We start from the raw sequence: 22,950 nt of genomic DNA, 5'->3' as shown, positions 1-22,950 counted from the left end.
GACCTCCAGGAGAAGCGCCATGGCCGCCATCGCCGGGCAGACGACCGAGTTCTTCCCGAACGTCGCGATCACCCCCATCACCACGACGGACGGGGTCTACCGCAACGCCCAGATCACGGTCGCCGGAACCGCCGACTGCAAGAAGCAGACCACCACCACCGGGACGGACGGCACGCCCCAGACCGGTCCGCTGACGTCCTCACCGCAGTCGATCCAGTCCGTGGACGTAAAGCTCGGCAACGGCCCGTTCGTACGCGCGACCGCCAACGGCCCGTCCACCACCCCGTGGACGCAGTGGTCTCTGGGGCCGGTGGACGTCACGGGCGTGGTCGGGAACACGTTGACGATCACCGCGAGGGTCACCGCGCCGGGGCCCGACCCCCAGCGCACCGACGACACCACCACCTCCCAGGCGACGCTCACGCTGACCGTCGACCGCACCCCGCCGGTGGTCAACCTGACCACGCCGGTCCAGATGACCCGGACCGTGGACGCCACGGCCACCCCGCCGACCGCGTTCTTCGAGATCAAGGGCACGGCGGTCGACGACTTCAGCACGGTCACCGCGGTGACCTTCACCGTGGACAACGGCCCCGCCCGCCAGGCCGTCCTCGGCGGCTCCGGCAAGAACCGGACCTGGACGACCGGCGCGAGCACGAGCACCTCCGCGGTCAAAGTGGCGCTCGGCGACCACACCGTGAAGGTCACCGCCACCGATCAGCAGGGCAACGTCTCCGCCGCCACCGCCGTCACGCTGCACGCCGTCCAGGGATTCAAGCCCCATGACGAACTCGACGTGTTCGGTGCCGCCGACTACCTGGAAGACCTCCAGGTCTTCGCCGCCAAACGGGTCGTGGCCGCACCGGCCTCCCCGCCCAAGATGCTCGACGCCCAGTTGCTGGGCGCGGTGTTCTTCCAGAGGTACGCCCAGCTCATCGACCACTCCAACATGGACGTGGCGGTCGCGCCCGTACGGCAGGTCCGCGTCGCCGTCGAGGTCCTGCGCCGCTACCTGACCGCCGCCGCGGCGGTCCTGCCCGCCTCCGCCGAGATCGCCTACCGCACCGAGGCGTACGGTGCGCTGCTCGCCGGCCTCGGTGTCTCCGCCGACGAACTGCGCAGGGCGCGCGGCGACCGCCCGGCACAGGAGGCCCTCGCCGAACGCCTCGGTGTCGTCCTCCCGCCCGCCGACCAGCCCGCCGCGCCCAACCCCCTGGACATGCTGCTGTTCACCGACGCCGACATCGCCGCCGCCGGGTTCGAGGAGAGGGTGGAGGAGACCTTCGGGCTGGTGGACACCACCCAGGACATCCTGATCAACCGTCCCCCGGCGGCATCGCGGCTGCTGGTCGCCCAGCTCGACGGGCTGCGGGCACGCTGGAAGCAGCAGGACGACTCCGCCCGCGTCTTCGGGGACGTGCCGGTGCCGGTCATCGACCCCGACCTGCTGGTGGACGCCGACCTGAAGGACGGCCCCGCCAAGTCGCGCCGGACCGAGCGGCTCGCCGAGGTCGCCGCCCTCGCCAAGGAGATCGACGACCTGCGCAAGACCAAGAGCACCCCGCTGGCGGGCTTCGACGCCGTCGTCGCGGCCTTCCTGCCCGGCGGGAGCACCGCCCTCGCCGAGCTCACCGCGGGCTTCGAACAGGGGCGGGACCTCACCGGAGCGCTGGACCGGGCCCGGCTCACGCCCGCCGCGCTGACCCAGCTGATCCGGTCCCGGCAGCTCGCCACCGCCGCCACGCTCACCGAGGCCGACTGGACGGCGGTCATCGCGATCCTCACCCAGGTCCGCAAGATCGGCCGCTACCCGGCGTGGCGGGACCAGGAACAGCGGCCCGACATCGGCGTCAGCCTCGACCCCGCGCTCTTCCCCGCGGTGACCGACGCCCCGGTCGACCTGCCGCCCTGGCGCGCCGACCCGGCCGCCCGCCGGGCCTGGCTGAGCACGCTGCGCTCACGCGCGGCCGAACGGCAGACCGTCGTCGACGCCCTCGCCACGGTCGTCGACGACGCCGAGGGCGACGCCCTGCCCGGGCTGCGGGACGCGCTCGCCGCCGCCGCGCAGGCGATCACCCCGGACACGCTGAAGACCAGGAACCTGCCCAAGGCGACCGGGTTGCTGATCGACCTGGCGGCCGCGCCGAGCGTCCGGACCAGCCGGGTCCAGCAGGCGATCGAGACCCTGCAGGGAGCGCTCTTCGGCGTCCGTACCTCCGGGTTCGCGCGGTTCACCGTGCAGACCTCCACCGGGGCGTTCGCGCACCCGGCCGCGGCGTGGCAGCTGGTGGCCGGCCTGACGACCCCGGCGGGAACGACCGTGGCGTACGGCAAGCCCGGGTTCGACACCGAATGGGCCTGGTGGGGCGCGCACGAGACCTACCGGGCCGCCGGACAGGCCCTGGCCTACCCCGAGCGGCTGCTGCGACCCGCGCTCCGCCCGACCGGGCTGCCGCCGATCCCCAACCCGACACCGCACTTCACCGCCCTGGTCGCGCTGCTGCGCGGCCGTACCCGGATCACCCCCGCGCAGGCCCGCCAGGAGGCCGCCGCCTACCTGCGGCACCTGCGCGACGACGGCACGATCCCGCTCCCGGCCGACCTCGAGAACACCTCGTTCAAGATCACCGACCAGCTGACCGACCAGCAACTGGCCGACCGGCAGACGCTCAGCCGCAAACTGCTGAGCCCGACGCCGACGTCGCCGGTCGACACCGGCGACCCGTACACGGTCGCCGGCCATCTGCAGGAGCCGCTGTTCTTCGTGCCCGTCCTGATGGCCGAGCACCTGCAGCGGTCCGGCGAGCACCTGGCGGCGCTGGACTGGCTGAAGACCGTCTACGCCTTCCACCTGCCGCTGCCCGCGCCCACGACCCTCAGCCCGCGCAAGATCTACCACGGGCTGACCTTCGACATGAGCCTCACCTCCTCCTACCCCAGGCCCGCCGACCTGCCCGTGCCGGGGCTGCCCGGGCTCAGCCCGTTCGAGATCGCCCGCAGCCGGCGTGGTGCGCTCAGCCGGTTCGTGGTCACCCTCATCGCCCGCTGCCTGGTCGAGTTCGCCGACGCCGAGTTCACCCGCGACTCCGACGACTCCCGAGCCCGGGCCCGCGGCCTGTACGAGACGGCGGCCGAGCTCCTGGACCCCGCGGTCACCTGGGACGCCTGGACGACCGACAAGGAGAACATCTTCGGCAAGAAGGATCCGATCGTCATCGCCCTCGACGACCGGATCAAGGGTGATCTCGCCAAGCTGCGGCAGGGACTGAACATCGCCGGCCTGGAACGCCTGCGCGCCGACGCGTCGGCGATCGCGCCCCGGCAGCCCACCCCGTACCGCTACTCGGTGCTGGTCGCCCGCGCCAAGGAACTGACCCAGTACGCCGCGGGCGCCGAGGCCGCCATGCTGTCGGCACTGGAGAAGTTCGACGCCGAGGAGTACACCCGGCTCAACGCCGTCCAGAACCTCGAACTCGGCGACCAGAACGTCGCCCTGCGCGAGCTCGGTGTCACCGAGGCGGTGCACGGCCTCGACCTCGCCGGGCTCCAGGCCGACCGCGTCGACCTCCAGATCGCCCACCTCGAGGACCTGCTCAACCCGCGCGACACCGCCTTCGAGGTCATCGCGGCGATCGGCGGCGCGGGGCTGGCGGTCGCCGCGGGCCTGGCGAGGAAACAGAACCCGCTGCTGGCCGGAGCGTCCGGCGTCGGCTCCCTCATCGGCGGCATCAGCTCGATCGTGGAGAAGCGCAAGGAACGCCGGTTCCAGCTCGACCTGGCCAAACAGGACCAGCGCATCGCGGGCGCCCAGCAGGCGATCGCCCGGGACCGGGTGGGCATCGCCGAGACCGAACTGGCGATCGCGCGGACCCAGCTGTCGCACGCCGCGGAGACGGTGGACTTCCTGCACAACAAGTTCACCGGCGCCGAGCTCTACGAGTTCATGAGCCAGGTGCTCACCGACGTCTACCGGTCACTGCTCCAGCAGGCCACCGCGATCGCCCGGCTCGCCCAGGACCAGCTGGCCTTCGAACGCCAGGAACCGCCCGCGATGATCATTCGTGGCGACTACTGGGAGTTCACCGGCGGGCCGGACCGGCGCGGCCTCACCGGCGCCGCCCGGCTGCTGGCCGACCTGGTCGACCTCGACCAGCGGTCCTTCCTGGGCGATCGCAGGCGGCTCCAGCTCAGCCGCAACATCTCTCTCGCCCAGCTCGACCCCGTGGCCTTCGAACGGTTCCGCGAGACCGGCGTCCTGGTGTTCGGCACCCCCGAGCGGCTGTTCGACGAGGAGTTCCCCGGCCACTACCTGCGCTTGGTCAAACGTGTACGGGTCGCCACCATCGCGCTCGTGCCGCCCACGCGCGGGATCCGGGCGACCCTCAGCTCCTCTGGCGTGTCCCGTACCGTCATCGGCGACGAGACCGGCTTCCGGACGGTCACCGTGCGCCGCGACCCCGATACCATCGCCTACACGGCCACCACCGACGCCGGCGGCCTGTTCGAGCTCGCCCCAGACCAGGACGCGGGCATGCTGCTGCCCTTCGAGGGCAGCGGAGTGGACGCGCTGTGGCGGCTGGAACTGCCGAAAGCCGCGAATCCCTTCGACTACTCGACGATCTCCGACGTGATCGTGACCATCGACTACGAGGCGCTGCACAGCCCCGCCTACCGCCGTCAGGTCGTCGACCGGCTCCCCAGCTCGGTGAGCCTGGACCGCGCGTTCAGCCTCCGCAACGAGTTCCCCGACCTGTGGTACGCCCTGCACAATCCGGACGAGCAGCCCGAGCCCCTGACCGTCCGCTGGCAGACCGGACCCGGCGACTTCGCGCCCAACCTCACCGCCCCCCGCGTCACCGACCTGCTCCTCTACATCTCCCTCGCGGGCGGCGTCCGTGAGGAGTTCACCGGCCTGGAGCTGCGCTTCACTCCGTCCTCGGGCGCGAACGCCCTGGGCGGGGCCGCGTCCACCTCCGTCGACGGCGTCCTCAGCTCCCGCCGCACCAACGCCACCGCCTGGCGCGCGATCCGCGGCCAGGCCCACGCCGGCACCTGGGAGCTCAAACTCAAGGCGCTGGCCGACCGCTTCGCCGTCGCCGAGGTCGACGACCTGGTCTTCGTCCTCACCTACACCGCCACCCGCCCGTCCTGGCCCGTCTGACGGGCGAATCTTCACCCTCTGTAACCGTCGGGGTCGGTTCCTTCGCCTGAGCCGGGTAGTTGACGATGGAGGCAGCGGAACGCGGAGGAGGGGGAGCGGTGGAGAGCAATCCTGTGCTCGTCGAGGTGGAACGGTCCGGGTTTGTGGAGTCGCGGCATCGCGGGGCGGCGGCCGGTTCGCCGCTGACGGGACGGTCGCGGTGCGCGCCGGGAACCCGGACGTGCCGATCTTCCCGCGCTCGGCGAACAAGCCGATGCAGGCCGTCGCGATGCTGCGGGCCGGGCTCGACCTGGACGGCGAACTGCTCGCGCTCGCCGCCCGGCAACCACTCGGGCGAGGACTTCCACGTCGAGGGAACGTGACGTCGTGGACGAAGTCCATTTCGCCCTGGCCGACCACCGGCTGCTCGAAGCTGCCGTTGGTCAGGGCGACTTGATCGCCGCAACTGCCAGGGGTGGAGTTTTGTGGATCTGCCATGAACGGGAGCGCCTTTCTGTGGGGCTGGGCTGCCGCGGGGGTGCGACGCCTTCCCTATCTGACTCCCCAAGGCGACTAGTTGAACACAAACCGTGAGTACAGGTGAGGGTGGCCAGTTCATGCAGGGTCACCGCCCCGCCGTTCCGTTCGGACATGCTTGATCACTACCGGGTCGTCGGACCGACCCTTCGCACTAGCGGGCCCACGATCGCGCCGACGCCGACGCCGACGCCGAGGGGCGAGTCGCCCGCGCGCAGACCTCGGAGGCCTACTTCAAGGACGAACGGGACAAGGTGGCCGCCAAGGCCGCCGAGATCGCAACGGCCAACACCGAGCTGCGCGAGGAGAACAAGGCCCTCACCCGGCAGAACCGGGAGCTGACTGAACAAGGTCCGCACGGACTCGGCGCAGTGCCACGAGAAGGCGGGCGGGGACGCCATGACCGGTGGATGAGGACCCATCCCCCTTCCACCACCGAACTTTGTGAGCAAGCTTGGCGTAGTGAGGCCGAGGAGCGGATGGTCTGGCACGAGCAACCGGGGCTCGGCGTAAGCCCTGTGAGCCGTTTGCTGGGCACAGGAGAAGGGACGACCAGGGAAGTCGGACTTGGAACCACCAGCACGCGACGCGGTGCGATCTGGGACGGTATCCGGCGGCGGTCATCGTCGCACTCACTCCGCTCAACTTGCGCATCGTCGGAATCGGTACGACGCCAGGGTCTGTCTGGTGCTTGTACCGGCACGTCGCACCGACGCCCACCCGAGTCGTCTGATCTGGCGCCATCCATCCAGGGGCGTACGACGCGGCCGATTCAGCCGGATGATGCCAGAGGGGATCACCGCAGGCCCCGTTGGCCTCGCCGCGACCGGCACGTTCGCCCTGCAGAGCGCGGTCGGGTTCTGGCCCGCCGCCACGTGACAAGCCTTGACGAGGGCCTCACCGCGTACGTCGTGGAGAATCCCGGACGGATTCTCACCCTGTCCGCGCATCGCCGCGTCTATGAGGCCCTGATCCCCGTAACGAGCCAGTCATTCGGCGCCGACATGACGCCCTACTGGGCGCAGCGGAGCAGGGAAGGATACCTGGAGCGCCTGGCCGAGTTCGTGTTCGTCTGCGACGACATGGGCACCCTCGTCGGCTGGACCGGCTATCACGTGCTCCGTTTCGACGAGCACATCATCGTCTACCTCGATTCCACCGGCATGGTGCCCTCGCACCAGTCCAGGGGCACCATGCGCGCGCTGTTGCGCGACCGGATCGCGAACGGCGCGCTGCCGCGGTGCGCGGGCGACTCGCCGGTCTTCCTGGCCGCCCGCACCGAAAGCCCGATCTTCTTCCGGCTGATGCGCGGAATCGTCAATGACGCCGTGATGTTCCCGAATCCCGGAATCCCCACGCCTGCAGAGGTCCAGCTATGCGGAATCAACCTCGGCACCTGGCTGGGGCAACTGGACCTTCTTGAGCCGTCCACGCTGATGCTCCGCAACGCCTACGACACGCTGGACGAACTCTACGGAGAACTGCCCACAACGGGGGACCCGGATCTCGACGAGATGTTCCGCGGGGCGCTCGGGCCACTGGACGCTTTCCTCCTCGTGAGCAGGATCCGTTGAAATCGCCTGGTGCGGGCACCGTCGACGCCGTTCTCCTTCAACCGGCGATCGAATACCGGCAGGACCTCACATCGCGGGTGCACACGGCGTGCGACATGGTGAGCGTGCCTCGGGGCAGGGCCTTTGTCGTCCTTCCGGAGCGGTGGCCGACCGGGTATCTCGCCATCGACGACTACGCGCGGACCGCGGAGGACCTCGACGGGCCGACGGTGCGAGCGCTGGGCGCCGCGGCGCGAACGACGGGCGTCCACCTGCACGCCGAAAGCATGGTTGAACGCGACCCGGACGGGCGGCTGTACAACACCAGCCTGCTGTTCGCACCGGACGATCGGCTGGTGCACACCCACCGCAAACTCCACCTCTGCGGATCCGGTGCAAAGGAAGCAGACCTGCTGGAACCGGGGAACAGCGTGCGGGTGCAGGAGACCGAGATCGGCCGGATCGGCATCGTCACCTGCTATGACCTGAGCTTCCCGGAGATCCTCCGGATGCTGGCCGAGGACGGTGCCGAGCTCGTCCTCGTCACCGCCACATGGCGGGCGGACCGGATCGCGCACTGGCGGCTCCTAGTGCCCGCGCGCGCCCTGGAGAACCAGGTCCACCTGCTGGCCTGCAACGCCATCGGATACCAGCGCCAGGTCGAGGTCGGCGGCGAGAGCATGGCCGTAGATCCTTGGGGCCGTGTCACGGCCGCGTCGTGGCGATGGCCCAGGGCGCTCACCGGCGCGCTCGACCCGGGCGCCGTCAGCCGGGCGCGCGCAGATCCCGGCGTTCTCCGATCGCCGTCCCACCGTCGCCCTGGAGGACGGCGGCCGCCGGGCCGCCGCCCCGACGGCCGCGAACCCGTCCGCCGAAACCATCAGCGAAGGAGGTCCTGAGATGCTGCCCGTGCCCGAGGGGATCGATCCTCAGCTCGCCCGCCTCGCCGCGCTCCAGCCAGACCTCGACTACGGCCGGCCGCAGCAGGCGCGCGCTGCGCTGGAACGCGCGCTCAAGATCGCCAAGACCATGCGCGCCGCGCCCGGCCCGGACGACGGCCTGGTCGTCACCGACCGCGTCATCCCGGCACGCGAGGGGTCCCCGGACATCCCGGTGCGGATCTACGCCGCACGGGGACGCCCGGAGCCCGGCCCCGCGCTGCTCTTCTTCCATGGTGGCGGCTTCGTAACCGGCGGGCTGGAGACCGAGGAGGTGCGGTGCAGCGAGATCGCCCGGCGGACCGGTGTCCTCGTCATCTCCGTCGACTACCGGCTGGCCCCCGAGCACCCGTTCCCCTGCGCGTTCGAGGACTGTTACGACGCCCTGTGGTGGACGGCCGCGAACGCGTCCGCGCTCGGCGTCGACGGCGCGCGCATCGCGCTGGGCGGCAACAGCGCCGGAGGCGCTCTTACCGCGGCGGTCGCCATGGCGGCGCGGGACCAGGGCGGGCCGTCCCCCGCCTACCAGGTCCTGCTGTACCCGGTCATCGACCACCGGATGACCACCCCGTCGATGAAGCGGTTCGTCGATACCCCCGGGTGGCACCAGCGGAACAACGTCCACATGGTGGCGCCACTACCTCGGCACCGACACGCCCGAGTCGGTGTCGCCGTACGCCGCGCCGGCCATGGCGGAGGACCTTTCGCGGCTCCCCCCTGCTTACGTCATGACGGCGGAGTTCGACCCGTTGCGCGACGAGGGCGTGGAGTAGTAGAGGACCTGCAGCAGCTTCTCGTCCGGCCCGTCGACCCGGCGGTCCCGGTCGTCCAGGCGGCGCTCGCCGCTCACACCCACGTCACACCCACTCGAAGTACTCGGCCTGGTGCAGCGCGGCGGTTTCGTAGGTCGAGACCACCCCGTCGTGGTCGCCGGCCTTCCCGGTGGCGATCCGGCGGTACCCGGTCACCGCGTCGCACATATTGCGGGTGACCCAGAACTGGTCGGTGCGGACCCCGCCGTTGTGACCGGTCGGCGCGAACAGCTCCTTGTCCGCCGCCGGGTCGTCCAGATGCGCGGAGATGAGGTTCGCGACGTCGAACAGTTCACCGTCGTTCAGAGTCCGCGCGACGCGGGTGTCGCCTATCCACGGCCCGTCCGGGTCGAGCCTGCGATGGCAGCGGGCGGAGCGGTTGTAGGGCGGAACCATGGTCCAGTCCGGATCGGGGTCGGCGACACCTTGGAAGTTGACGTCGGCGCCGATCACGCCCATCCCGCCGTATCGGTAGAGCCGGGCGATCCACAGCTGCGCCTCTGTGGCGGCCTTCTGCGCCGAGTAGGGGATCAGGTGCCCGGTGAGGGCGGTGAGCGGAACCTTCACTTCCGGGTCGGCGATGATGTCGAACACGCCGACGCCGAAACCGTGGTGGGTCTCGTAGGCGTACTTGGTCTCCCACTGCCGCCACCGCAGAACGTCGGGGCGGAACATCAACACGGTGTGCGCCCCCGACCTGGACGGTGCGACGTGGGCGCGCATGCCCAGGTCGTCCTCGGCGTCGGCCTGCAGGCGCGGATCGGTCATCCAGCCGTGCGCCTCCTGCCCGAACAGGAGGTCGGGGTTGACCTTCCGGATGATGTCGACCTGGTCAGGCCACCGGTCGTCGGGACGGCCGCGGCTGTCCGTACGTCCCGCGTACTGGAAGTTGAGGGACATCGTGGTGAGCAGCATGTGGGGGGCTCTCTATGGTCAGGTCGCCCAGGGCCGGGCGAACGATGGGGGTGTGCGCGGGTGGGCGGACCGAGGATGCCCGCCCGCGCACGCTGGGGGATGGGTGCCGTGTTGAAGGGCCGACGCGCCCCGACGTCACGGGGATTACCCGGGGCGCGCCGCCCGCCCGCGCCCCTGGCAGCCACGTTTGACCAAGGGGCGCGGGAGTCACCGGGATGTGGTCTCCAACTTGACCCACAGCTCGGCGGGGGTGTTCGCGTCCAGGGCCGAGGCGTCGGTGTGCGAGAGGTCCTCGCGGTCCACCGTCGGTCGAGTCGCCCACCACCGTCCCCGGTTGGTCCAGATGAATGACCAGCCGGGGAACGCGTCCTTGAAAATCCGCTTGAGGTCGCTGTTGTCCTCCGGCAGGGGCGGGACGCTCTCTGTCGCCTCCGCGCGGGCGATGGTCTCCTCGCCGAGCTGCCTCACCGGACGCACCGCCCCGAGGTGTCCGCGGCGGCCGCCCGTGCGGCGTCCTCGGCGTCGAGCTGCGCCTCGATCTGGTGGACGCCGTCGATGAGTTCGCGGAGCCGCTCGGCGGTGGCGGCTCGGAGCCAGGCGACGCCGCCACCCCTGGGGATGGAGAGGAGTCCGCGCCTGGCGTCCCAGGCCATGGCCTTGAGCTCGGGAAAGTAGGCGAACGCCCAGCCGTTGTAGTCGGCCCGCAACTGCGTGAGCTTCTCCCTGTAGTCGTTCGGGCTTTCGTCGCCCTCTGCGACCGGGGGCGGTACGTTGCCCATAGCCGGACCTCCGATCCGGTGAGGCCCCGGAACCCCCGGCGTTCGCGCGCCGGCCGGGGCCGTCGTGTCTGGTCGGCGAGGCCCTGCGCCTATCGGCACTGGCAAAGCCCCGCTAAAGCCAGTGAATCCATGTCCCGGGTCACAGAGATAGGTGACAATAGGCGTCACGGAGAAGGTGACAAACCTCTTGTCACCCTGTCACCGTCGCGCCTTCGGCCCTGTCCCTCGAAGGGTGTCCGACATGAGCGGAGCCTGCCCGCCCCCCGTGGGCGATTCGCCTGGAATCAGAGCGCGTTAAGCGTGGCTGGGGAAAATGGGACATGGCCCGCAGCCTGTTCGCGGCTGCGGGGATCACACATCCCGAGACCAAGCGAGTCAAGGCTCTGGCCAGGCAGATCTCCCGCTGGGAAGCCGGCCGGGTCGGGCCACGGGACTGGGCGGGCGCCATCGCCGACCTGTTCGGCATCACGCCGAAAGAGCTTTTCCCCCCGGATCGGCAGGAATCGCCACGAGCCGCCCCTGAGTACCCTAAGCCGATCGACGACTTGGGGCAGGTGAGTGAGTTGCTGCGCCGGGTTTTCTTGAAGCGCGGGATTGCGCTCACCGCACTGCCCGCCGTCCGTGAGAGCCACGGGGTATCGCGTCGTCCAGGCACTCGAAATCCTGGGCGCTGATCATCTCGGCTGCATCGTGGACAACCTCGGCGAGATGATCGACCACTACGGCGCTACAGTGTGCGCCCGGCCCCCTTCCGAGGTTTATGACGAACTGCTCGCCGTCAGGTCATACGCCAAACACGTGCACGACCACGTAGCCCCATCCCCGCGCCGCACCGACCTGGGGCTGGCGTCCGGCTGGCTGTCGCACCTGCTCGCCGTCGCGGCCTGCGACATGGGCGAGCACGCCGCCGCCCGGCTGTGGTGCTCGGACGCCGAGCGCCGCGGTGACGAGGCGCGGCACCCGGACCTGGCCGCGTGGTCGGTCCTGACACGCGCGATGATCGCCTTCTATCAGGGGCACGCGCAGCAGTCGGCGACGCTGGCCGCCAAAGGCCAGCAGATCGCCCCGATGGGCACCGTGGTCCACGCCAAGCTCGCCTCCCAGGAGATGCGCGCAGCGGCGATGGTCGGCGCCGGCGACCAGATGACCCGTGCGCGACGCCACGCCGCCGCAGCGATCTCGGCGCTCCCGGACGGGGTTGCGGAGACGGGCGCGTTCTCGATCGCCCTGGCCGAGGACCCGCCGTACACCGCGACCTCGCTGCTGCTAGCCGGTCGCCCGCAGGAGGCGGTGGCCGCCACCGAGCGCGTGATCGGTACCGTCTACCGGCCCGAGGCGCGGCAGCGCGGCGAGCACCCGTCCGGGTACGCCCGCTCCTTGCTGATCCTGGGACTGGCACATGCCGAGGTCCGGCAGCTCGACCAAGCCGCCGCCGCCGGGCACGACGCGCTCAGCGGCAGCCGCCCCGCCTGGCCCACCATGGTGCTGGCCAAGCGGGTCGATAGGGTCCTGGCCGAGAACTTCGCAGGCGCCCGCCAGACCGAGGACTACCACGCCCGCTACCTTGAGGCGACCACCCTCCAGGCGGAGGGCGGCCTGCAGCTGGCCGCCACCGACGAGGACCCTGCATGACCGACGACCTCCAGCCCGAGCAGTTCCCCGAGATCACCCGGTTCGTGGACGTCGAAGCGCCTCCGCCTGACGGCGAGCCGAGCGCGTACTTCCTCTTCGGAACCAACCAGGTCCCGCCCGTGGACATCGCCGCCGACAGGTATCACCAGGGGCTCGCCCCGCTGATCATCGCGACCGGCGGCGTCAACCGCCACAACCAGATCGTCGAGGGCCAGGTGTTCCGCGCGCTGCTCATCGAACGCGGCGTCCCCGTCGACGCTATCCGCGTGGAGGACCGGTCGGCGAACACCTGGCAGAACGTGGAGTTCGCCCTCCCCTTCGTCCGCGAGGCGCTCACCGCCGGCCTGGCGGTCACGGCCGTGAGCAAGTGGTACCACCGCCGCGCGATCCACGTCCTGAAGACCGTCGCCCCCGAAGTCGGGGCCTTCCACGCGATCGGCTGGGACCCCGTCTACTCCGGCGAGCCGGTCACCCGGCAGGCCTGGCCGAGCATCCCTGCCGGGAGGCGGCGTGTGATTCGCGAGTGGGGCGAGGTTTCCCGCCGCGTCGCTGACGGCAGCTTCGCCGCTGCCGAGCGGCTCGCTGGCGCCTGGCGCTGACACGGTTCCGGGGGCACCCGGCGGCGGTCCTACCGACCGCCGCCGGGCGCCTGCGCTCCGGGACTGCGCGCGCAGTCAGTCTGTTCTTGTACGTACATACGCGCAAGTGATCTTGAGTCGGACTGCTCATACGTTCACGCGGCATGGAACACCGCCCCGTGGATCCAACGTCGGACCGGCCGGTCGTCAAGCAGGTCGCCGACGACCTCCGCGCGCGGATCCGAGACGGGGAGTTCCGCCCCGGTCAGGTGCTCCCTGCCGAGCATCACCTCACGGAGTGGTTCCATGTCAGCCGCGCTACCGTGCGGGAGGCGCTGACGATCCTGCGCGGAGAGGGCCTGATCCAGACGATTCCCCGAGTGGGCATCAGGGTCCTGCCAGAATGCGACAAGACCACAGTGCCGGTCGCGGCCGGAGCGGAGGTCACGGCGCGGATGCCGAGCGAGGCGGGGCGCCGCGAGTACCAGCTGCCGCTCGGCGTGCCGGTCATGGTCGTGACCCACCCGACGGGACAGAGCAGGTACTGTCGACCCGACCGGATCATGGTCGTGGTCGGCGATCGACTGCGTGGTTGTCGGTGCCGTCGAGCAGATAGCCGTACAGCCGGGCGGCTGAGGGTGTGGTGACGTCCTTGTCACCAGGGTGGCGCTCAGGCATGCGGCAGATGCTGCCACGTCCTTCGGACGGCGGCCGCCGCACGAAAGGCCGCCACTGACATCGAGGCGCTTGCGAACGCGCTCAGGCCCGCGGCGACCTCACCGACCCGCGGATCCGGGAAGCCCTGCACGCCGTCCCCCGGCACCTGTTCGCCCCGACCCCCGGATGGTGCTGGCCGGAAACCTCGATCACATGCTCACCAGTCTGGAGGCCGAGGTCCCCGTGCTTCCTGCTCGCCGCCGCCCCGGCGTTGGATGCGGCCATCCGCTACCTGACCAACAACACTGACCACCTGCACTACGACCAAGCCCTCGAACAGGGCTGGCCAATCGCCACGGGGGTCATCGAGGGAGCCGTCCGGTACATCGTGGGCGACCGCCTCGACATTACCGGTGCCCGCTGGGGCTTGACCGGAGCCGAAGCCGTGCTGAACCTGCGCATCCTGATCGCAGGCGGCGACCTGGATGCCTGCTGGCGTCATCACGTCGAACGTGAACACCAACGCGTCCACCCCGGGTTCCGACAAGGGCAAATGCGGCCTCACGGATTGATCGGCTTGATCACCCGAGGTGCAATGGCCTCGATCCTGGATACTGATTATTTCGTGGATTTATCGGCACAGACCGGCGGTATCCTGGCTCGGATGGCTGACTCGAACAATATTCATCCGACCCGCATGGTACGGGTAGACCACAGGTGTGCGGAGATCGATGAGGCGTTGGCGCCGGTCGTGGAGGCGCTGTGGCGCAATGGGTTCGAGACGCTGACCAGTTGCCAGGATGCCGGGGAGAGCAATGCGGGGTGGGCAGACCGGCTTCCGCATATGGCCGCATACGTTGCATCACGCAAAGGTTGGGCGTTCATCGACTTCCCCTTGGACAGCGGACTTGCGTTCCTGACCGCGATCGCGAAGGCCGGCCCCCGAGATGCCTTTTACGTACGGATGGTTCATTGGGCGGCACCCGATTCCTGGGAAGTGTCGAGCCGACCGTTCGATGCCGCAGTGCTGGATCAGACCCGTGAGTCGGACTTCGGCCTGCGACTGCTGCACGTTTGTTTCCCGATGCACGACCACGCCGAGATCCTCCGCCGACTCGAACGCTACGAATCCGGCGCTCTGGTCGAGCCTGCTCCGATTGATCAGACCTCTTTGGACCACCAGCCGGCAGCTTTTGGGCACCACCCGGTCTGCCGTTCAGCGGCACCCGGGACGGGGCGCGCCCACAGCCGCAACGCTGAGAAAGCCTGAAACCGCTGCCCTCGGCGACCACACACTGTGATCAGCAGCCTCCCGCATCCAGGAATACGCGCTTGCCGATTATGCGAGCTCACCAATCTCAAGGGCCTGGTTGGGCTCCAGTCGGAGGTGCCATAGGCAAGCTTCGAATGCGGTGCGGGCTCTGGCGGGTGGACAGGTCCGCCGGTGTACCGACGAGGCCGTCGTCCTCGTCGGTGAACCAGACTTGGAGCGCTAGCCGCCTGATTGGCTGGTTGATGAGTCATTCGAGCGTTCGGAGCTGGTTGGCGGCGCGTTCGATCTCCTGGATGGCGGTCACCGCCGACGTCCCCGTGGGGCGGTTGGGAGCCGTCTGGGAGAGCAGAGGGAGACGATCAAGCGAACGAAGGCGTATCGGACGCGGGTGAAACCGTACCCAGAACGGGGATGGCTCTGCGGAGGGCTGAGAAACCCCAGGTAGGCGGACTGCTCATCGGGCGAGGTGGCGGGAGATCACCAGGCGCTGGATCTGGTTGGTGCCCTCGAAGATCACCCAGATCTACGAGGGCACCAACCAGATCCAGCGCATGGTCATGGCCCGCCAGCTCCTCGGTCGCGAAGGCCGATAGCAGCTGACGTGCTGAAACTCGCCGGTGATGGATCTACAAGATCGTTGGGTGCAGGGCGCCAGAGACTCCTGCTCGGTGAAGGTGTTCGTGTCTCACGGTGGCCGTCGCTTTGATTCAGGCACCGGCAGCGCCGTCCGTATCTTGACCGAAGACGACTGGCCGAGCGGCGCCCTGACTGGCAAGGTTTGCCGGCTGCAGGGCCAGCTTGAGGTCGAAGAGGTCTTCGAGGGCTCTCTTGCCGGTCACCGTGACCCGCAGCGCCCTAGTCGGGCCGTATCGGGTCAGCCATTCCTGGTCGGTGAGATGACAGAGCAGCTCCTGCCCTGCGACGCCCGCCAGGTGGGGGCGGCGCTCCGTCCAGTCCAGGCAGGGACGGGCGAGCGGTCGCCGCGTCCGTGACACCAGTTCCGAGCCGAGCAGCTCGGCGAACCAGGCTCGCCCCTTGTCGCTGAGGATCAGGTCGTCCTCGCTGAGCACGCCGAGGGCGACCAGACGGTCGCTGATGGCGACGCCGAGGGTGCCGGCGAGATGGTCGTAGCAAGTGCGGGCGAAGGCCATGGCCTTCGCCACCCGGTGGCCGCGCAGCGAGTTCTGTCTCGCTTCGGGACGCGGTGAGAAGGCGATCAGGTTCTCGATCAGCTCCGCCGCCGGGGCGCCCGCCAGCCGGACGTACCGGTGCCTGCCCTGCCGCTCCTGGCTGAGCAGCCCGCCTTCGACCAGCGAGGTCAGATGCTCGGTGGCCGTCGAGCGGGCCACCCCGACGTGCTGCGCCAGCTCGCCCGCCGTCCACGCCCGTCCGTCGAGCAGGGCCAGGCAGATGGCCGCTCTGGTGTCGTCGGCCAGGAGTTTGGCCACCGAGATGGACATGGTTCCATCATGGCCCCGCGAAGGTTCGGCGGGCACCGAACGTTCCCGCCGTTAGTCTCCGAGCATGAGCTACCGATCGGAGGGACGGGCGGACGGCGTCGCCGCCCTGTTCCGGGCACTGCACCAGGGCCCAGAGCCGCTCGTGCTGCCGAACGCGTGGGACTTCGCCTCGGCGGCGGCGCTGGTCGCCGCCGGTTTCCCGGCGATCGGCACCACCAGCCTCGGCGTGGCCGCGGCGGCGGGCAAGCCGGACGCGGAGGCGGCCACGCTCGGCGAGACGATGGCCCTGGCCGGGAGCCTGGCGCGGCTGCCGTGCCCGGTCACCGTCGACATCGAGGCCGGATTCGGCGCGCCCGCCGAGGCGGCGGACCTGGCCGCGCGGCTCGCCGGGCTGGGGATCGCCGGGATCAACATCGAGGACGGACGTCCCGGCCGTGCGCTCGCCGACCCCGCGGTGCTGTGCGAGTCGATCGAGGCGATCAAGGGGCGCGTGCCGGAACTATTCGTGAACGCGCGGACGGACGCGTTCTGGCTCGGGCTCCCCGCGGCTCTGGACGAAGCGCTCGCGCGGGTCCGGATGTACGAGGGCGCCGGCGCCGACGGCGTCTTCGTCCCGAAGATCGCCGCGAAGGAGGACATCGCCGCGGTGGTCGCCGCGGTCGACGTCCCGGTGAACGTGCTGTTCCTGCCGAACGGGCTCGCGGTCGGTGAGCTGGCCGCGCTCGGTGTCCGGCGGATCAGCACGGGGTCGCTGCTGTTCCGGGCGGCGATCGCCGCCGGTGTCAGCGCCGCCGAAGCCGTCCGTGACGGTGCGCGGATCGGGGACGGCATTCCCGGCTACGAAGAGGTGAACGACCTGGCCACCGCCGACTTGTCGCGCACATAGCTGATTTAGAACTCATACCGCCGGGACTGCCATGCGCTAGGTCGGGTGGCGGTTATTTCGGCGTACCCGTGAACGGAGCCTGGCCGCACGCATGGACCCGCGACACTCCGGCACCGTCGTCAATGGAATGGTGTTGACCACATCCGGTCAATGTCGTCAAATGCTGAACTGTGATCATCTGTAAATGTACAGGTCATGGCACATGTAGCGGTCCATATCGCGCGATCCGGAACCGGTAAATATGAACTTCACTCGCCAGTCCATCGGTTAGCCTGCGTCCTGTGCCGGAGTCAGAGGAGCGTTCCTTGGCCGCGCGTCCGCCGATCAGTCATCCGAGAACCGTGCTGTTGCTGGCCTGCGGAGCTGTATTTCTGGCCTATCTCGATACGACAGTTGTTAACGTTGCCTTTCCGCAATTGCAGGACAGTTACCCGGACGCCGGGGTGGCGGACCTGTCGTGGTCGATCACGGCGTACGCCATCCTGTTCGCGGCCTGGCTCGTGCCCGCCGGCCGGCTGTCGGACGTGGTCGGACGGCGCCGCCAGTACGCCGTCTCGACGGCCGGCTTCGCGCTGGCCTCGGGGGTGTGCGCGCTGGCGCCCGACCTCCTCACCCTGATCGTCGCCCGCGCCGTCCAGGGAGGCTGCGCGGGCGCGATGATCCCGGCGGCACTGGCGATCCTCCTCCACGAGACGCCCGCCGAACGCAGGGCGCGGGCGCTCGGCCTGTGGGGGGCGTCCGGCTCGCTGGCCGCCGCCGCGGGCCCGGTGGCCGGAAGCCTGCTGATCGAGGCGGTCGGCTGGCGGTCGGTGTTCCTCGTGAACGTGCCGCTCGCGCTGGCGATGGCCTGGTGCGCGGTGCGGGTGCTCAGCCCGGACCAGCCGCGGACCCACCGGCTGCCCGACCTGCTCGGCACCGCGATGCTCGCCGCGGGTGTGGCGGCCCTGGTCATGGGCCTGGCGCACGGCGAGACCTGGGGCTGGGCCGATGGCCGGACGCTGCTGAGCGTGCTGGCCGGCCCGGTGCTCCTGGCGGCGGCGCTGCTCCGCTCGCGCACCCACCGCGCGCCGGTGGTCGAGTTCGATCTCTGGCGGAGCCGTGACTTCTCCCTGGCGAACCTGATCGCGTTCCCCACCGCCGCCGGAATGTTCGCCTGGCTGCTGGCCACGCCGCTGTTCCTGGCGACGGTCTGGGACTACTCCGTCCTGCGCACCGGGCTGGCGATCACGCCCGGCGCGCTCGCCGCCGCGGTCGCCGCGATCGCCGTCGGGCGCCTGCGCAGCCGGGAACGGCAGCGGGCCGCGATCAGCCTCGGCATGGCGCTCTTCGCCGCCAACGGCGTCTGGCTGTGGCTGGCGCTCAGCGAGCGGCCCGACTTCCTGCCGCTGTGGCTCGGCACGGGGCTGCTCGGCGGGACGGGCCTCGGCCTGGCCCTGACCGGCCTCAACACCACGGCCGCGGTGGCCGTCCCGCCGATCCGCTTCGCGACCGGCACCGGCCTGCACAACGCGATCCGCCAGGTGGGCGGCGCGTTCGGGGTGGCCGGGCTCGCGATCATCGCCACCGCCACCGCCGGCGGCGAGGTCAGAGCGTTCCGGTACATCTTCCTTTTCACCGCGGTGTCCGGCGCGGTGGCCGCGCTTTCCGGTCTGGCCTTCCGGCTTCCCGTCCGGAGCGGCAGACAGGCGGAGACCGAGGTTTCCGCTGTCCAGTGACGAGGTGAGCGACCACGGGGGTGGAGGCGCGTCCATTTCTTGAACGGCGACGACCTGCGAACCAGAGAAGGGGGAATTTCGTGAGTTCATTGTGGGGCTTATTCGGTGCGGCCACGGGTCCGCGCGCCGCACTTCATCTGCCTTTTGAAGACCGTACGATACCCATGGCGCGGCTGCTGGACGACGCGGAACGCACCGCGTCGCTCATCGGCGGACGGGGGCGGGCCGGCCTCATCATGGCGAACGGCGAGCCCTGGGTGCGCGGGTTGTTCGCCTGCTTCCGGGCCCGGACGGCGGCGGTTCCCATCGCGCTTCCCATCGCATTCGGCGGAGTGCAGTCCTATCTGAAGCACGTGCGGCGGATCGTCGACGACGCGGGCATCGGCACGCTTCTCGTCGATGATTCGATTCGCCGCCTCATTCCTCATCTCGCCAAAGCGATGCCGCCGGGCGTCGAGGTCGTGGACGTCACCCGTCCGCCCGACCGGCCGGGCCCGGTGGAGGAGACCGGCGACGACTTCGCGATCATCCAGTACACGTCCGGAAGCACGTCCCAGCCCAAGGGCGTCGCGCTGACCGCCGGCAACGTCGCCGCGGGTCTGGCCTCGATCACCGAGGGAATGCGGCTGAGGCCGGACGACTGCATGGGCCTGTGGCTACCGCTCTTCCACGACATGGGCCTATTCGCCATGCTGAGCGCCTTCTCCAAGGGCAACCCCGTCTGCCTCTGGCCGACCACCGGCTTCGCTCGCCGGACCCGGGCCTGGCTGGAGAGCTGCGCCGCCTCGCCGACCACCGCGATCCCGATGCCGAACTTCGCCTACGACCTGATCGCGGACTCGGTCGAGGACGGGCTCCCCGAGGGCCTCGACCTGTCCCGGCTGCGGCTGACCTTCAACGGCGCCGAGCCGGTGCACAAGCGCACCATCGACAGGTTCACCAGGACGTTCGTTCCGGCCGGCTACCGCGCGGAGGCCATGCACCCGTGCTACGGCATGGCCGAGGCCACCCTGCTCGTCGCCTGGCCGGAGGTCGGCGCCGAGCCGGAGGCGCTGCCGGTGGACCGGTTCCGGCTGGGCCCCGGCGACAAGGTCGAGCCGGTGCCCGAGTCGGACGCGGCGGCGCGGAGCCTCGTCGCGCACGGCGGCGCCGCTCCGGGAATCGAGCTGCGGATCGACGCGGCCGGCGATGGCCGCGTCGGGGAGATCCAGGTGCGCGGCCCCGCGGTCATGGGCGGCTACCTCAACCTGCCGGACGACCGCCAGCCGTTCACCGGCGACGGCTGGCTCCGCACCGGCGACCTCGGCTTCCTTCTGGACGGCCGGCTGTACGTCACCGGCCGGCTCAAGGACATGGCGATCGTGAACGGCCGCAACTATTACGCCGAGGACGTCGAGGAGATCGTCCGGCGCGCTTCGGGGGCCGGGGTCAGGCGCTGCGCGGCCATGCAGGTGACCGAGGACGCCGCCGAGCGGCTCGCCGTCCTGGTCGAGACGCCGCTGGAGGGCGAGGCGGCGGCCGCGCTCGCCGCGGAACTGGAACACGCCGTCACGGCCGAGACCGGGCCGGGGGTGGCCCGGGTCTATCCGGTGGAGCCGCGGACGATCCCGCACACCACCTCGGGCAAGGTGCGCCGGCATGCGGCCAGGGAGCTCTACGCGCAGGTCACGAACCACGCGCAGGTCACGAACCACGCACAGGTCACGGACGACGGGGGAACGGCACGATGAACGCGGCGGATGTACAGCAGACCGTCCTGGAGGCGCTGGCGAAGCGCCTGAACCTGGACGCGTCGACCATCGATCCCGATGAGCCGCTGCGCGACCTGCCGTCCATGGAGTCGGTCGTGATGCTGCAGGTCGTCGTGGACATCGAGGACGCCCTGGAGATGACCATCCCCGACGACGTCGCCTTCGAGGCGGTCACCGCGCGGGAGCTGGCCGGAGTCCTGGTGGACCTGCGATGAGGCTCCCCTTCCTGCAGACCCCCAGCGACCTGGCGGTCTTCGACACGACGCTCGACGAGGCCGCCGAGCTGCTCCGGACCGAGCCCGCGGGCGCGGCGGAACTGGCGGTCGCCGGGCTCCAGCACCGCCTGGACCCCGAGCGCGGCATGCTCTTCGACTACGGCGACGTCGTCAACGCGGCGCTGCGCCAGGGCGGAGGGGCGACGGTGCCGGAGCTGGCCCAGCGGCTGCTGATGCGTTTCGCCGCCGGTGACCCGGACGGCTGGCACACGCCGATCACCTGGAGCGTCGCGGCCCGGCCGCTCCCCGGCCGCCGCGCGCCGCTGCGGTTCGCGGTGCCCGACCCCGCCGCCGACGGCGTCGAGTACCTCGTCCGGGACGGGCTCGACCCCGCCGCGACCGGCTACCGGGCGGACGGCTACCAGATCGTCGCGCGGATCACCGGAGCGCCCCACCGCGTCCAGGATCCGCGGATCGGGGCGGAGTTCGACACCGTGCTCGCCGCTCTGACCGACGGCGACGTCGTCTACCAGGCGATCGGGGAGCGGCTGCGCGGCGACCCCGCCCGCGCCTGGCGGCTCGGCGTCGCCGACTGCGTGGTCGCCGGGGCCGTCCTCGCCGAACGGCTCAACGCGCTCGGTTACGAGGCCCGCCTGCGGCGCGGCTACTTCCTGGGCCCGATCGGCAACGACCACGCCTGGTGCGAGGTCTGGGAAGAAGGCGCCTGGCGCCCCCTCGATCCGGTGTTCGCGCACCTGGCCACGGCGTACCGCAGCCGCCATCACGACGCCTTCCGGGAGGCGTGCCGCGGCGGGCGGCTCAACCGGCTGCTGCCCTGCGCCGTCCCGGAGAACGCGCCGCTGATCCTGACGCCGGACGGGACGCCCGCCCCGCCCTGGGCGTTCGGCGGCATCGCCTCCCGCGCCACGGAGCCCGCCCGCGTCACGGAGAACGCCTGATGGAGACACCGGAGATCATCGGAACGGATCCGGCCGGCTGGTCCCTCGGCACCGGCGGGGACACGCTGTTCACCTGGGACTACGACACCAGCGCCGAGCGCCTGCTCAGCCTCTACCGCAAGGGCAAGCAGAAGCAGTGGGACGCCGAACTGCGGCTCGACTGGACGCACGAGGTCGACCCCGGCGACCCGCTCGGCCTGCCCGACGAGTTCGTCTGGATCGCCGACTCCGAGCTGTGGCGGCGGCTCCCGGAGCGGGAGAGGACCACGGTCCGGCGGCACATGGCGGGCTGGCTGTACTCGCAGTTCCTGCACGGTGAGCAGGGCGCGCTGATCTGCTCGGCGAAGGTGGTGCAGACGGTGCCCGACCTGGACGCCAAGTTCTACGCGGCCACCCAGGTCATGGACGAGGCCCGGCACGTCGAGATCTACCAGCGGATGCTGAACACCAAGATCGGCATCAGGTACGGGCTGTCGACCGGGCTGCGCGATCTGCTGGAGACGATCGTCCGGGACAGCCGCTGGGACATCACCTACCTCGGCATGCAGGTGATGATCGAAGGCTTGGCGCTGGCGTCCTTCAGCATTCAGCGGGACCGGGTCGGCGACCCGCTCGCCCGGGCGCTCAACGCCTACGTCCTGCAGGACGAGGCGCGCCACGTCGCGTTCGGCCGGCTGGCGTTGCGGGACTACTACCGCGAGCTGTCCGCCCCTGAGCTGAAGGACCGCGAGGATTTCGCGCTCGACGCGTGCTGGGCGCTGCGCGACCGGTTCGCCGGCGAGGAGATGTGGCGGCACCTGGACTACGGGGCCGACGAGTGCATCCGGCTGGCGCGCAGGTCGCCGGCGATGCGCGAGTTCAGGCGGCGGCTCTTCACGCGGATCGTGCCGACGCTGCGCGACATCAATCTGTTCGGCCCGCGGATGCAGGACGGCCTGAAGCGCCTCGGCGTGCTCGGGTTCGGCCGGCTGGACGGCGCGGCGATCAGCGAGGAGGACGAGCGCATCGCCGAGGAGGTCGCCCGGCTGGAGATGTTCGGGCGCGCCCGCGAGGTGGCGGACGTCATCGCCCGCGGCGCCGACGAAGACGAGCACTGAGAGCACGGGCGCCGACCGAGAAGGGCGCTGACGACGGGTGCCGCGGCGTCCGT

General features: G+C 70.4%; 18 protein-coding genes and 1 pseudogene. 16 read left to right on the top strand and 3 right to left on the bottom strand.

Annotation, left to right across the window (positions count from 1 at the left end):
• Nucleotides 1-19: 19 nt before the first annotated feature.
• From E1287_RS15245 to E1287_RS15225, 5 genes are all read left to right on the top strand, one after another.
• On the top strand, nucleotides 20-5,161 hold the full coding sequence (locus tag E1287_RS15245; RefSeq protein WP_131965592.1) for a hypothetical protein: 5,142 nt from the start codon (nucleotides 20-22) through the stop codon (nucleotides 5,159-5,161).
• Between the two features lie 199 nt (nucleotides 5,162-5,360).
• On the top strand, nucleotides 5,361-5,597 hold the full coding sequence (locus E1287_RS45635; protein WP_243719039.1) for an asparaginase: 237 nt from the start codon (nucleotides 5,361-5,363) through the stop codon (nucleotides 5,595-5,597).
• A 955-nt stretch (nucleotides 5,598-6,552) separates the two neighbouring features.
• Entirely contained in the window at nucleotides 6,553-7,251 is a 699-nt protein-coding gene (locus E1287_RS15235) for a GNAT family N-acetyltransferase (protein WP_131965591.1), read from the top strand.
• Nucleotides 7,248-8,129: a nitrilase-related carbon-nitrogen hydrolase gene (locus E1287_RS15230; RefSeq protein ID WP_347813973.1), complete on the top strand. Its 882-nt coding sequence runs from the start codon at nucleotides 7,248-7,250 to the stop codon at nucleotides 8,127-8,129. Before E1287_RS15235 ends, E1287_RS15230 begins: the two co-directional genes overlap by 4 nt.
• Nucleotide 8,130: 1 nt before the next feature.
• Entirely contained in the window at nucleotides 8,131-9,159 is a 1,029-nt protein-coding gene (locus E1287_RS15225; protein ID WP_131965589.1) for an alpha/beta hydrolase, read from the top strand.
• 943 nt (nucleotides 9,160-10,102) lie between these two features.
• Here the strand turns inward: E1287_RS15225 and E1287_RS15220 are convergent.
• Complete coding sequence (locus E1287_RS15220; protein ID WP_131965588.1) at nucleotides 10,103-10,363, bottom strand: hypothetical protein; 261 nt, start codon at nucleotides 10,361-10,363, stop codon at nucleotides 10,103-10,105.
• Nucleotides 10,360-10,674, bottom strand: coding sequence for a hypothetical protein (locus E1287_RS15215; RefSeq protein ID WP_131965587.1), 315 nt, complete (start codon nucleotides 10,672-10,674; stop codon nucleotides 10,360-10,362). Before E1287_RS15215 ends, E1287_RS15220 begins: the two co-directional genes overlap by 4 nt.
• A 320-nt stretch (nucleotides 10,675-10,994) precedes the next feature.
• Here E1287_RS15215 and E1287_RS43720 point away from each other — a divergent pair, with 320 nt between their 5' ends.
• From E1287_RS43720 to E1287_RS45630, 5 genes and pseudogenes are all read left to right on the top strand, one after another.
• Entirely contained in the window at nucleotides 10,995-11,348 is a 354-nt protein-coding gene (locus E1287_RS43720) for a hypothetical protein (protein ID WP_165969014.1), read from the top strand.
• Entirely contained in the window at nucleotides 11,296-12,306 is a 1,011-nt protein-coding gene (locus E1287_RS15210; RefSeq protein WP_131965586.1) for a hypothetical protein, read from the top strand. The genes E1287_RS43720 and E1287_RS15210 overlap by 53 nt, the downstream gene beginning before the upstream one ends.
• Entirely contained in the window at nucleotides 12,303-12,905 is a 603-nt protein-coding gene (locus E1287_RS15205; protein WP_131965585.1) for a YdcF family protein, read from the top strand. The genes E1287_RS15210 and E1287_RS15205 overlap by 4 nt, the downstream gene beginning before the upstream one ends.
• Nucleotides 12,906-13,048: 143 nt before the next feature.
• Nucleotides 13,049-13,531, top strand: a complete 483-nt coding sequence (locus E1287_RS15200) for a winged helix-turn-helix domain-containing protein (RefSeq protein WP_131965584.1) — start codon at nucleotides 13,049-13,051, stop codon at nucleotides 13,529-13,531.
• Between the two features lie 256 nt (nucleotides 13,532-13,787).
• Nucleotides 13,788-14,076 (top strand): annotated as a pseudogene (locus E1287_RS45630) (ISKra4 family transposase); the annotation flags it as partial.
• Between the two features lie 1,445 nt (nucleotides 14,077-15,521).
• Here E1287_RS45630 and E1287_RS15185 read toward each other — a convergent pair.
• Nucleotides 15,522-16,274 carry a helix-turn-helix domain-containing protein gene (locus E1287_RS15185; protein ID WP_131965582.1) on the bottom strand — a complete coding sequence of 251 codons (753 nt, stop codon included), beginning with the start codon at nucleotides 16,272-16,274 and terminating at the stop codon, nucleotides 15,522-15,524.
• 64 nt (nucleotides 16,275-16,338) lie between these two features.
• Here E1287_RS15185 and E1287_RS15180 point away from each other — a divergent pair, with 64 nt between their 5' ends.
• The 6 genes from E1287_RS15180 to E1287_RS15155 all read left to right on the top strand — a co-directional run bounded on the left by E1287_RS15180 (nucleotide 16,339) and on the right by E1287_RS15155 (nucleotide 22,897).
• The gene (locus tag E1287_RS15180; RefSeq protein WP_131965581.1) at nucleotides 16,339-17,160 is read left to right on the top strand and encodes an isocitrate lyase/phosphoenolpyruvate mutase family protein; all 822 of its coding nucleotides are present in this window, start codon (nucleotides 16,339-16,341) and stop codon (nucleotides 17,158-17,160) included.
• A 281-nt stretch (nucleotides 17,161-17,441) separates the two neighbouring features.
• Entirely contained in the window at nucleotides 17,442-18,875 is a 1,434-nt protein-coding gene (locus tag E1287_RS15175) for a DHA2 family efflux MFS transporter permease subunit (protein ID WP_165969013.1), read from the top strand.
• 137 nt (nucleotides 18,876-19,012) lie between these two features.
• Nucleotides 19,013-20,605, top strand: a complete 1,593-nt coding sequence (locus E1287_RS15170; protein ID WP_347813975.1) for an AMP-binding protein — start codon at nucleotides 19,013-19,015, stop codon at nucleotides 20,603-20,605.
• Nucleotides 20,602-20,841, top strand: a complete 240-nt coding sequence (locus E1287_RS15165) for an acyl carrier protein (RefSeq protein WP_131965579.1) — start codon at nucleotides 20,602-20,604, stop codon at nucleotides 20,839-20,841. Before E1287_RS15170 ends, E1287_RS15165 begins: the two co-directional genes overlap by 4 nt.
• Nucleotides 20,838-21,800, top strand: coding sequence for a transglutaminase domain-containing protein (locus E1287_RS15160; protein ID WP_131965578.1), 963 nt, complete (start codon nucleotides 20,838-20,840; stop codon nucleotides 21,798-21,800). Before E1287_RS15165 ends, E1287_RS15160 begins: the two co-directional genes overlap by 4 nt.
• Nucleotides 21,800-22,897, top strand: coding sequence for a ferritin-like domain-containing protein (locus E1287_RS15155; protein WP_131965577.1), 1,098 nt, complete (start codon nucleotides 21,800-21,802; stop codon nucleotides 22,895-22,897). The genes E1287_RS15160 and E1287_RS15155 overlap by 1 nt, the downstream gene beginning before the upstream one ends.
• Nucleotides 22,898-22,950 lie beyond the last annotated feature (53 nt).

Source organism: Actinomadura sp. KC06 (assembly GCF_004348735.1).
GTDB lineage: Bacteria > Actinomycetota > Actinomycetes > Streptosporangiales > Streptosporangiaceae > Spirillospora.
The sequence above is the reverse complement of the archived record's forward strand: the minus strand, read 5'-3'. Positions and strand labels throughout refer to the sequence as shown.

What these genes read in the sequence shown, in the direction of transcription:
- E1287_RS15180 (WP_131965581.1), top strand. Translation starts at nt 16,339, where the DNA reads ATGAGCTACCGATCGGAGGGACGGGCGGACGGCGTCGCCGCCCTGTTC.
- E1287_RS15155 (WP_131965577.1), top strand. Translation starts at nt 21,800, where the DNA reads ATGGAGACACCGGAGATCATCGGAACGGATCCGGCCGGCTGGTCCCTC.
- E1287_RS15205 (WP_131965585.1), top strand. Translation starts at nt 12,303, where the DNA reads ATGACCGACGACCTCCAGCCCGAGCAGTTCCCCGAGATCACCCGGTTC.
- E1287_RS15165 (WP_131965579.1), top strand. Translation starts at nt 20,602, where the DNA reads ATGAACGCGGCGGATGTACAGCAGACCGTCCTGGAGGCGCTGGCGAAG.
- E1287_RS15200 (WP_131965584.1), top strand. Translation starts at nt 13,049, where the DNA reads ATGGAACACCGCCCCGTGGATCCAACGTCGGACCGGCCGGTCGTCAAG.
- E1287_RS15160 (WP_131965578.1), top strand. Translation starts at nt 20,838, where the DNA reads ATGAGGCTCCCCTTCCTGCAGACCCCCAGCGACCTGGCGGTCTTCGAC.
- E1287_RS15215 (WP_131965587.1), bottom strand. Translation starts at nt 10,674, where the DNA reads ATGGGCAACGTACCGCCCCCGGTCGCAGAGGGCGACGAAAGCCCGAAC.
- E1287_RS15225 (WP_131965589.1), top strand. Translation starts at nt 8,131, where the DNA reads ATGCTGCCCGTGCCCGAGGGGATCGATCCTCAGCTCGCCCGCCTCGCC.
- E1287_RS15245 (WP_131965592.1), top strand. Translation starts at nt 20, where the DNA reads ATGGCCGCCATCGCCGGGCAGACGACCGAGTTCTTCCCGAACGTCGCG.
- E1287_RS43720 (WP_165969014.1), top strand. Translation starts at nt 10,995, where the DNA reads ATGGCCCGCAGCCTGTTCGCGGCTGCGGGGATCACACATCCCGAGACC.
- E1287_RS15185 (WP_131965582.1), bottom strand. Translation starts at nt 16,274, where the DNA reads ATGTCCATCTCGGTGGCCAAACTCCTGGCCGACGACACCAGAGCGGCC.